Genomic DNA, 12,173 nt, shown 5'->3' with positions numbered 1-12,173 from the left:
GAACGTTTTAAATGCCTAATAAAATATTACTTGTAGATGGTATGGCGCTATTATTTAGACATTTCTATGCTACAAGTCTTCATAAACAATTTATGTACAATTCACAAGGTGTACCTACAAATGGAATACAAGGATTTGTGCGTCATATCTTTTCGGCAATACATGAAATACGCCCTACACATGTAGCTGTATGTTGGGATATGGGACAATCAACTTTTAGAAATGATATGTTTGATGGTTATAAGCAAAATCGTTCTGCACCACCAGAAGAATTGATACCACAATTTGATTATGTTAAAGAAATTTCAGAGCAATTTGGCTTTGTAAATATTGGCGTTAAAAACTATGAAGCGGATGATGTTATAGGTACATTAGCACAACAATATTCAACTGATAACGATGTCTATATAATTACGGGCGACAAAGATTTACTGCAATGTATTAATGACAATGTTGAAGTTTGGCTAATTAAAAAAGGTTTTAACATTTATAATAGATATACATTACATCGTTTTAACGAAGAATATGCCCTTGAACCACAACAACTAATCGATATTAAAGCGTTTATGGGTGATACAGCAGATGGATATGCAGGTGTTAAAGGAATTGGTGAGAAAACGGCTATTAAGTTAATTCAGCAATATCAAAGCGTTGAAAATGTGGTTGAAAACATTGATGCATTATCAGCTGGGCAACGTAATAAGATTAATGACAATTTAGATGAACTATATTTATCGAAGCGACTGGCTGAAATTCACACACAAGTACCAATTGATAGTGATGCACTTTTTGAGAAAATGTCATTTGCAACAACGCTTAATCATATTTTATCAATTTGTAACGAACATGAATTACATGTTTCAGGAAAATATATTTCATCCCATTTTTAAAGAGTATAAGATTTTATGAAAAATTAAACCAATTAAGTATAAAAAGACTATTTCTATCGATACAAGGTAGAAATAGTCTTTTTGCGTATTTGGATATGTCAAAGAGAATAAATAAGCCGAATTTTGATTGATACATATTTGATTAATCAATAGAGTTTAAAGAATTATATTTCATCCAAATAAATTACCATACACTACAAAATAGTACAGTTACAACTTTATTCATTAAAAAAATGGATTTGATTAATTAGTTTTTGAGTCAATGTATTAATACAACTATAAATCAAATGGAGTATAAGAAATAAATATAGTGGTATAATTGCACATAATATTTAAGAATAAGAATAATATATTAAATATTTATTAACAAATTATAGATAAAATATGAATAATTAATTAATGGTATTTACATATTCATAACCAAAGGATAAAATAATTGTGAAATTATTCACAAACGAAAGAGGAGTGTTGCAAATGTTAGTTGCAGTAGTCAAAGAATTAAAACAAGGTGAAGGACGTGTAGCTTGCACACCCGAAAATGTGCGTAAGTTAACGGCTGCAGGACATAAAGTAATTGTTGAAAAAAATGCTGGCATTGGTTCAGGATTTTCTAACGATATGTATGAAAAAGAAGGCGCTAAGATCGTAACTCACGAACAAGCATGGGAAGCAGATCTTGTTATCAAAGTAAAAGAACCTCATGAAAGCGAATATCAATATTTCAAAAAGAATCAAATCATCTGGGGATTTTTACATTTAGCATCTTCAAAAGAAATAGTAGAAAAAATGCAAGAAGTTGGTGTTACTGCGATTAGTGGTGAAACCATTATAAAAAATGGAAAAGCAGAATTATTAGCGCCAATGAGTGCTATAGCGGGTCAACGCTCAGCAATTATGGGAGCTTACTACTCTGAAGCACAACATGGTGGTCAAGGTACTTTAGTGACTGGTGTACATGAAAATGTGGATATACCTGGTAGTACATATGTGATTTTCGGTGGTGGCGTAGCAGCAACAAATGCAGCAAATGTTGCCTTGGGACTAAATGCTAAAGTAATCATTATCGAGTTAAACGATGATCGCATTAAATATCTTGAAGATATGTATGCAGAAAAAGATGTCACAGTAGTCAAATCAACACCAGAAAATTTAGCAGAACAAATTAAAAAAGCAGATGTATTTATTTCTACAATTTTAATTCCTGGTGCGAAACCGCCAAAATTGGTTACTCGTGAGATGGTTAAATCAATGAAAAAAGGTTCAGTATTAATCGATATAGCTATTGACCAAGGTGGAACTATTGAAACAATTAGACCAACTACAATTTCTGATCCGGTGTATGAAGAAGAAGGTGTGATTCATTATGGTGTACCAAATCAACCAGGAGCAGTCCCAAGAACTTCAACAATGGCATTAGCACAAGGAAATATTGATTATATATTAGAAATTTGTGACAAAGGCTTAGAACAAGCAATTAAAGATAATGAAGCATTAAGTACTGGTGTAAACATTTACCAAGGACAAGTGACAAATCAAGGATTAGCTACATCACATGACCTAGATTATAAAGAAATATTAAATGTTATCGAATAGATAGTAATTTAAATGAAATTGAGTGAAATGAATATTTTAAATATAGCATTATAGTTTGGACTAAAAATTTACAAAACGGAAGGATGTAATTATTATGACAACCAACACAGTTACATTACAAACAGCACATATTGTAAGTTTAGGAGATATCGAAGAAGCTAAAGCAAGCATTAAACCATTTATTCGTCGAACACCTCTAATTAAATCAATGTATTTAAGCCAAAGTATAACTAAAGGGAATGTATTTCTAAAATTAGAAAATATGCAATTCACAGGATCTTTTAAATTTAGAGGCGCTAGCAATAAAATTAATCACTTAACAGATGAACAAAAAGAAAAAGGCATTATCGCAGCATCTGCTGGGAACCATGCACAAGGTGTTGCTTTAACAGCTAAATTATTAGGCATTGATGCAACTATCGTAATGCCTGAAACAGCACCACAAGCGAAACAACAAGCAACAAAAGGCTATGGGGCAAAGGTTATTTTAAAAGGTAAAAACTTTAACGAAACTAGACTTTATATGGAAGAATTAGCGAAAGAAAATGGCATGACAATCGTCCATCCATATGACGACAAGTTTGTAATGGCAGGCCAAGGAACAATTGGTTTAGAAATTTTAGATGATATTTGGAATGTGAATACAGTCATCGTACCAGTTGGCGGTGGAGGATTAATTGCAGGTATTGCCACCGCATTAAAATCATTTAACCCTTCAATTCATATTATCGGTGTTCAATCTGAGAATGTTCATGGTATGGCTGAGTCTTTCTATAAGAGAGATTTAACTGAACATCGAGTGGATAGCACAATAGCAGATGGTTGTGATGTAAAAGTTCCTGGTGAACAAACATATGAAGTAGTTAAACATTTAGTAGATGAGTTTATTCTTGTTACTGAAGAAGAGATTGAACATGCTATGAAAGATTTAATGCAGCGTGCCAAAATTATTACTGAAGGTGCAGGGGCATTACCAACAGCTGCAATTTTAAGTGGAAAAATAAACAATAAATGGCTTGAAGATAAAAATGTTGTTGCTTTAGTTTCAGGCGGGAATGTTGACTTAACTAGAGTTTCAGGTGTCATTGAACATGGACTGAATATTGCAGATACAAGCAAGGGTGTGGTAGGTTAAAACATTTAATCTTAAAAATGAGGTGTAATTATGTCAAATGGTAAAGAATTACAAAAAAATATAGGTTTCTTCTCAGCGTTTGCTATTGTTATGGGAACAGTTATTGGTTCAGGAGTATTCTTTAAAATATCAAACGTAACAGAAGTAACAGGAACAGCAGGAATGGCCTTGTTTGTATGGTTCCTAGGCGGCATCATTACCATTTGTGCGGGGTTAACAGCAGCAGAACTTGTTGCTGCAATCCCTGAAACAGGTGGCTTAACGAAGTATATAGAATATACATACGGTGATTTCTGGGGCTTCCTATCAGGTTGGGCGCAATCATTTATTTATTTTCCAGCTAACGTAGCAGCATTGTCTATTGTATTTGCGACACAGTTAATTAATTTATTCCATTTATCTATAGGTTCGTTAATACCAATAGCAATCGCATCTGCGTTATCTATTGTGTTGATAAATTTCCTAGGTTCAAAAGCAGGCGGAATTTTACAATCAGTTACATTAGTAATTAAACTGATTCCAATCATCGTTATCGTAATTTTTGGTATTTTTCAATCTGGAGATATCACTTTTTCATTAATTCCAACTACAGGTAATTCAGGAAATGGTTTCTTTACAGCAATTGGTAGTGGTTTATTAGCAACTATGTTTGCATATGATGGTTGGATTCATGTAGGAAATGTTGCGGGGGAACTTAAAAATCCTAAACGCGATTTACCTTTAGCGATTTCAGTTGGTATCGGTTGTATTATGGCTGTGTATTTATTAATTAACGCTACATTCTTATTAACGTTGCCAATAGAACTACTTGCTGGTAATTTAAATGCAGCTTCAGATACATCAAAAATATTATTTGGTGAAAATGGCGGTAAGATTATTACAATCGGTATATTAATTTCTGTTTATGGTACGATCAATGGCTATACTATGACTGGTATGCGCGTACCATATGCAATGGCTGAAAGAAAATTATTGCCATTTAGCCACTTATTCGCAAAATTAACAAAATCTGGCGCACCATGGTTTGGCGCAATTATACAACTTATAATCGCTATCATCATGATGTCAATGGGAGCATTTGATACGATTACAAATATGTTAATCTTCGTAATTTGGTTGTTCTATTGTATGTCATTTGTAGCGGTAATTATTTTAAGAAAACGCGAACCAAATATGGAGCGACCATATAAAGTACCGTTATATCCAATCATACCTTTAATTGCTATTTTGGCAGGATCATTTGTATTAATTAATACACTGTTTACACAATTTATATTAGCAATCATTGGCATTCTAATAACAGCACTTGGTATACCAGTTTATTACTATAAGAAGAAACAAAAAGCAGCATAAGGTAAGATAACTAGCATTGAGAATAAATGGATGGACTACTAATAAATTTAAAGTTTTACACATTAAAATCAAAAACCATTCAATTATTCTATGGAACAGACAAATTTCTGTTATGGAATTTGTCTGTTTTCAAAAGTATAGGGAGGCAAATAGAGATGGAAAAGCCGTCAAGAGAGGCATTTGAAGGCAATAATAAGTTGTTAATTGGGATTGTTTTAAGTGTAATAACGTTTTGGCTATTTGCACAATCATTGGTTAATGTTGTACCAATACTTGAAGATAGTTTCAATACAGATATTGGAACGGTTAATATCGCCGTTAGTATAACTGCTTTATTTTCAGGAATGTTTGTAGTAGGAGCAGGTGGTCTTGCTGATAAATATGGCAGAATTAAACTCACGAACATTGGTATTATCTTAAATATATTGGGTTCATTATTAATCATTATTTCAAATATTCCTTTATTACTTATTATAGGAAGATTAATTCAAGGACTTTCAGCAGCATGTATTATGCCTGCAACTTTGTCTATTATTAAGTCATATTACATTGGGAAAGATAGACAACGCGCTTTAAGTTATTGGTCAATTGGCTCATGGGGCGGCTCTGGTGTTTGTTCATTTTTTGGAGGTGCAGTTGCAACGCTTTTAGGTTGGCGTTGGATTTTCATCCTATCAATTATAATTTCATTAATTGCGCTGTTTCTTATTAAAGGCACACCTGAAACTAAATCTAAATCGATTTCTCTAAATAAATTTGACATTAAAGGTCTGGTTCTTTTAGTCATTATGCTCCTCAGTTTAAATATTTTAATTACTAAAGGATCAGAATTAGGTGTAACCTCACTTCTTTTTATCACATTATTAGCAATTGCAATTGGAACTTTTAGTTTATTTATAGTTCTTGAAAAGCGTGCTACAAATCCTTTAATCGATTTTAAATTATTTAAAAATAAAGCTTACACAGGTGCAACAGCTTCAAACTTTTTGTTAAATGGTGTTGCTGGAACATTAATAGTAGCCAACACATTTGTTCAAAGAGGTTTAGGATATTCCTCATTGCAAGCAGGAAGTTTATCAATCACTTATTTAGTAATGGTACTAATTATGATTCGTGTTGGTGAAAAGTTACTTCAAACACTCGGATGCAAGAAACCAATGTTAATTGGAACAGGAGTTCTTATTGTCGGAGAATGTCTCATTTCATTAACTTTCTTGCCAGAAATATTGTATGTCATTTGTTGTATTATAGGTTATTTATTCTTTGGTTTAGGACTAGGGATATATGCTACACCATCAACAGATACAGCAATTGCAAATGCACCGTTAGAAAAAGTAGGCGTTGCTGCAGGTATCTATAAAATGGCTTCTGCATTAGGTGGAGCATTTGGCGTCGCATTGAGTGGTGCAGTTTATGCAATCGTATCAAATATGACAAACATTTATACAGGTGCAATGATTGCATTATGGTTAAACGCAGGAATGGCAATTTTATCATTCGTTATCATTTTGTTACTTGTGCCTAAACAAAACGACACTCAATTATGATAATTGAGAATTAAATTGAAATCATACAAGTCGCTACAATATTAAACAAAAATATAAACCGATTCTTATGTGTCATTATTTTAAATGAACATAGGGGTTGGTTTTTTATTACTCTTTTACGCTACTTTATTTATAATTATTATAAATTGTCACAAATTCAATTTACCTTACAATATATTTTTTGTTATTATATTCTGGATCATAAATAAATTGTTCAACACATAGTTGTAATGTGTTTCAATACTTTTTGGATAGATTGCGAAATTGTATTGAATCGTCATCGTTTTAAATTTTTAAATGAGAATGGAATGAGCATTACAATACACAAGCAATCAAAAGTAAATACATTCACAACACAACAGAGACATAACAACAAGATAAGGAGTGAACAATAGCTGTGAATTATCGTGATAAAATTCAAAAGTTTAGTATTCGTAAATATACAGTTGGTACATTTTCAACTGTCATTGCGACATTGGTATTTTTAGGATTCAATACATCACAAGCACATGCTGCTGAAACAAATCAACCAGCAAGCGTGGTTAAACAGAAACAACAAAGTAATAATGAACAGACTGAGAATCGAGAATCTCAAGCACAAAATTCTCAAAATTCACAAAATGGTCAATCATTATCTGCTACTCGTGAAAATGAGCAACCAAATATTAGTCAAGCTAATTTAGTAGATCAAAAAGTAGCGCAATCATCTACTACTAATGATGAACAACCAGCATCTCAAAATGTAAATACAAAGAAAGATTCGGCAACGGCTGCGACAACACAACCAGATAAAGAAAAAAGTAAGCATAAACAAAACGAAAGTCAATCTGCTAATAAAAATGGAAACGACAATAGAGCGGCTCATGTAGAAAATCATGAAGCAAATGTAGTAACAGCTTCAGATTCATCTGATAATGGTAACGTACAACATGACCGAAATGAATTACAAGCATTTTTTGATGCAAATTATCATGATTATCGCTTTATTGACCGTGAAAATGCAGATTCTGGCACATTTAACTATGTAAAAGGCATTTTTGATAAGATTAATACGTTATTAGGCAGTAATGATCCAATAAACAATAAAGACTTGCAACTTGCATACAAAGAATTGGAACAAGCTGTTGCCTTAATTCGTACAATGCCTCAAAGACAACAGACTAGCCGACGTTCAAGTAGAATTCAAACGCGTTCTATTGAGTCTAGAGCTGCAGAGCCTAGATCAGTATCAAGTTATCAAAATGCAGACTCTTCATACTATGTTGAAAATGCTAATGACGGTTCGGGTTATCCTGTTGGTACATATATCAACGCTTCAAATAAGGGGGCACCATATTATCTTCCTACAGCTCCATGGAATACGTTAAAAGCATCAGCCGCTAAAGAAATTGTTCTTATGACAGCGAAACAAACTGGTGACGGTTATCAATGGGTAATTAAATTTAACAAAGGTCATGCACCGCATGATAATATGATATTTTGGTTTGCATTACCGTCAGATCAAGTACCAGTTGGACGCACTGACTTTGTTACCGTGAATGCAGATGGTACAAATGTACAATGGAGTAATGGTGCAGGGGCAGGTGCGTATAAGCCTCTTCCAGAAATGTGGCCTTATGGTGTAAATGATTCTCGTTCGCGAGACTTTAAAATTAGAAATAGAAGCGGACAAGTCATTTATGATTGGGCAGATGTTCATGTAAATACTTTGAGAGACTTAGCGCGTGCAGGAGATTATTTTAGTGAAGCAAATGCACCAGCTGCAACTAAAGCATTAGGGGAACAAACATTTAAATATATTAATGGTGAAAGACCGACAGAATCGCCTGGTGCATCAAAAGTTTATACTTTTATTGGTGCTGGTGATGCAAGTTATACTATTTCGTTTAGAACGCAAGGTCCAACGACAAATAAATTGTATTATGCAGCTGGTGGGCGAGCTTTAGAGTACAATCAATTATTTATGTACAGCCAATTATACGTTGAATCAACACAAGACTACCAACAACGTCTAAATGGTTTTAGACAAGTAATTAATCGTACTTATCGCATTGGTACAACTAAACGTGTAGAAGTGAGTCAAGGAAATGTACAAACGAAAAAGGTATTAGAAAGTACAAACCTAAATATAGATGATTTTGTTGATGATCCTTTAAGTTATGTTAAGACGCCGAGTAATAAAGTGTTAGGTTTTTACCCGAGTAATGCAAACACAAATGGCTTTAGACCTGGTGGAACCAACCCATTAAATGAATATCAATTAAGTCAATTATTCACTGATGATAAATTACAACAGGCAGCTAGAACTGGAACGCCGATACGACTAATGATTGGATTTGACTATCCAGATGGTCATGGAAATAGTGAAACGTTAGTTCCTGTTAACTTAACGGTATTACCTGAAATCCAACATAATATTAAATTCTTTAAAAATGACGATACTCAAAATATTGCTGATAAGCCGTTTTCAAAACAAGCTGGGCATCCAGTTTTTTATGTATACGCAGGTAATCAAGGGAATGCTTCCGTGAATTTAGGTGGTAGCGTAACATCTATTCAACCATTACGTATTAATTTAACAAGTAATGAGAATTTTACAGATAAAGATTGGCAAATTACTGGTATTCCGCGTACATTACACATTGAAAATTCGACAAATAGACCTAATAATGCCAGAGAACGCAATATTGAACTTGTTGGTAACTTATTACCAGGGGATTACTTTGGCACGATACGTTTTGGACGTAAAGAACAATTATTCGAAATTCGTGTTAAACCACATACACCAAGAATTACAACGACAGCAGAGGAATTAAGAGGTACAGCATTACAAAAAGTACCGGTAACAATTTCAGGAATTCCATTGGATCCATCGGCATTAGTTTATTTAGTTACACCTACGTCTCAAACAACGAGTGGAGGTAGTGAAGCAGATCAAATACCATCAGGCTATACAAAACTGGCGACTGGTACACCTGATGGTGTGCATACAACAATAACTATTCGACCGCAAGATTATGTAGTATTTATACCTCCAGTAGGTAAAGAAGTTAGAGCGGTAGTTTTTTACAATAATGTGGTTGCCTCTAATATGAGTAATGCTGTTACTATTTTGCCAGATGACATTCCACCAACAATTAATAATCCTGTTGGAATAAATGCCAAATACTATCGAGGCGACGAAGTCAACTTTACAATGGGTGTCTCTGATAGACATACAGGAATAAAAAATACAACAATTACTACTTTGCCGAATGGTTGGACATCAAATTTAACAAAAGCGGATAAGAATAATGGCTCATTATCAATTACAGGTAGAGTGAGTATGAATCAGGCATTTAACAGTGATATTACATTTAAAATGTCAGCGACAGATAATGCCAATAATACGACAAATGATAGTCAATCTAAACATGTGTCAATTCATGTAGGTAAAATTAGTGAAGATGCTCATCCGATTGTATTAGGAAATACTGAGAAAGTTGTAGTAGTCAATCCGACGGCCGTATCTAATGATGAAAAGCAAAGCATAATTACTGCCTTTATGAATAAAAACCAAAATATAAGAGGATATTTAGCTTCAACTAATCCAGTAACTGTCGATAATAATGGTAATGTTACATTACATTACCGTGATGGCTCATCAACAACGCTTGATGCTACAAATGTGATGACATACGAACCAGTTGTGAAACCTGAATATCAAACTGCCAATGCTGCTAAAACAGCAACGGTAACGATTGCTAAAGGACAATCATTTAGTATTGGTGATATTAAACAATATTTTACTTTAAGTAATGGACAAGCTATTCCAAGTGGAACATTTACAAATATTACATCTGATAGAACTATTCCAACTGCACAAGAAGTTAGTCAAATGAATGCAGGTACGCAGTTATATCATTTAGTTGCTTCAAATGCATATCATAAAGACACTGAAGATTTCTATATTAGTTTAAAAATCGTTGATGTGAAACAACCTGAAGGCGATCAACGTGTGTATCGTACGTCAACATATGATTTAACTACTGATGAAATCTCAAAAGTAAAACAAGCTTTTATTAATGCAAATAGAGATGTAATTACTCTTGCCGAAGGTGATATTTCAGTTACAAATACACCTAATGGTGCTAATGTAACTACTATTACAGTAAATATTAATAAAGGTCGATTAACGAAATCATTCGCGTCTAACCTAGCTAATATGAATTTCTTGCGTTGGGTTAATTTCCCACAAGATTATACAGTGACATGGACGAATGCAAAAATTGCAAACAGACCAACAGATGGTGGTTTATCATGGTCCGATGACCATAAATCTTTAATTTATCGTTATGATGCTACATTAGGCACACAAATTACAACTAATGATATTTTAACGATGCTAAAAGCGACTACTACAGTGCCTGGTTTGCGTAATAATATTACTGGTAATGAAAAAGCACAAGCAGGTGGAAGACCAAACTATAGAACAACTGGTTATTCACAAGCAAATGCATCATCTGATGGCCAAAGACAATATACGTTGAATGGTCAAGTGATTCAAATATTAGACATCATCAACCCTTCAAACGGTTATGGTGGGCAACCTGTTACAAATTCAAATACTCGTGCAAACCATAGTAACGCAACTGTTGTTAACGTAAACGAACCGGCAGCTAATGGTGCTGGCGCATTTACAATTGACCACGTTGTAAAAAGTAATTCTACACATAATGTAAGTGATGCAGTTTATAAAGCACAGTTATACTTAACGCCATATGGGCCAAAACAATATGTTGAACATTTAAATCAAAATACGGGAAATACTACTGATGCTATTAACATTTATTTTGTACCAAGTGATTTAGTGAATCCAACAATTTCAGTAGGTAATTACACTAATCATCAAGTGTTCTCAGGTGAAACATTTACAAACACTATTACAGCGAATGATAACTTTGGTGTGCAATCGGTAACTGTACCAACTACATCACAAATTACAGGTACTGTTGATAATAACCATCAACATGTTTCAGCAACAGCACCAAATGTGACATCAGCAACTAGTAAGACAATCAATTTATTAGCAACTGATACAAGTGGTAATACAGCTACAACTTCATTCAATGTAACAGTGAAACCTTTGCGTGATAAATATCGAGTTGGTACTTCATCAACGGCTGCTAATCCTGTGAGAATTGCCAATATTTCGAATAATGCGACAGTATCACAAGCTGATCAAACAGCAATTATTAATTCATTGATGTTTACAAGTAATGCACCTAATAGAAACTATGCAACAGCAAGCGCAAATGAAATCACTAGTAAAACAGTTAGTAATGTCAGTCGTACTGGAAATAATGCCAATGTCACAGTAACTGTTACTTATCAAGATGGAACAACATCAACAGTGACTGTACCTGTAAAGCATGTCATTCCAGAAATCGTTGCACATTCGCATTACACTGTACAAGGCCAAGACTTCCCAGCAGGTAATGGTTCTAGTGCAGCAGATTACTTTAAATTATCTAATGGTAGTGCCATTCCAGATGCAACTATTACATGGGTAAGTGGACAAGCGCCAAATAAAGATAATACGCGTATTGGTGAAGATATTAATGTAACAGCAAATATCTTAATTGATGGCGAAACAACGCCGATTACGAAAACAGC

The 12,173-nt window shown here is 33.8% G+C and carries 5 protein-coding genes and 1 pseudogene (1 of these 6 cut by a window edge); all 6 read left to right on the top strand.

Features of this window, described 5'->3' with window-relative positions; genetic code table 11:
- The first annotated feature begins 11 nt into the window (after positions 1–11).
- A complete protein-coding gene (locus JV528_RS01065) occupies positions 12–890 on the top strand; it encodes a 5'-3' exonuclease (protein WP_001133019.1) in 879 nt (292 codons plus the stop codon).
- Between the two features lie 474 nt (positions 891–1,364).
- A complete protein-coding gene (gene ald / locus JV528_RS01060) occupies positions 1,365–2,483 on the top strand; it encodes an alanine dehydrogenase (RefSeq protein WP_000959412.1) in 1,119 nt (372 codons plus the stop codon).
- Between the two features lie 94 nt (positions 2,484–2,577).
- Entirely contained in the window at positions 2,578–3,618 is a 1,041-nt protein-coding gene (tdcB, locus tag JV528_RS01055) for a bifunctional threonine ammonia-lyase/L-serine ammonia-lyase TdcB (protein WP_000210828.1), read from the top strand.
- Positions 3,619–3,648: 30 nt separating this feature from the next.
- The gene (locus JV528_RS01050) at positions 3,649–4,971 is read left to right on the top strand and encodes an APC family permease (RefSeq protein ID WP_204177142.1); all 1,323 of its coding nucleotides are present in this window, start codon (positions 3,649–3,651) and stop codon (positions 4,969–4,971) included.
- Positions 4,972–5,126: 155 nt separating this feature from the next.
- Entirely contained in the window at positions 5,127–6,518 is a 1,392-nt protein-coding gene (gene norB / locus JV528_RS01045) for a multidrug efflux MFS transporter NorB (protein WP_000414690.1), read from the top strand.
- Between the two features lie 397 nt (positions 6,519–6,915).
- Positions 6,916–12,173 (top strand): annotated as a pseudogene (gene ebh, locus JV528_RS01040) (hyperosmolarity resistance protein Ebh); its annotated part runs 23,909 nt beyond the window's last position; the annotation flags it as partial.

This window comes from Staphylococcus sp. GDB20D11A, from assembly GCF_016893255.1.
Lineage (GTDB): Bacteria > Bacillota > Bacilli > Staphylococcales > Staphylococcaceae > Staphylococcus > Staphylococcus aureus.
Note: the sequence above shows the minus strand (reverse complement) of the source record. Positions and strands in the feature narration are given on the sequence as shown.

What these genes read in the sequence shown, in the direction of transcription:
- JV528_RS01065 (WP_001133019.1), top strand. Translation starts at nt 12, where the DNA reads ATGCCTAATAAAATATTACTTGTAGATGGTATGGCGCTATTATTTAGA.
- ald (WP_000959412.1), top strand. Translation starts at nt 1,365, where the DNA reads ATGTTAGTTGCAGTAGTCAAAGAATTAAAACAAGGTGAAGGACGTGTA.
- tdcB (WP_000210828.1), top strand. Translation starts at nt 2,578, where the DNA reads ATGACAACCAACACAGTTACATTACAAACAGCACATATTGTAAGTTTA.
- JV528_RS01050 (WP_204177142.1), top strand. Translation starts at nt 3,649, where the DNA reads ATGTCAAATGGTAAAGAATTACAAAAAAATATAGGTTTCTTCTCAGCG.
- norB (WP_000414690.1), top strand. Translation starts at nt 5,127, where the DNA reads ATGGAAAAGCCGTCAAGAGAGGCATTTGAAGGCAATAATAAGTTGTTA.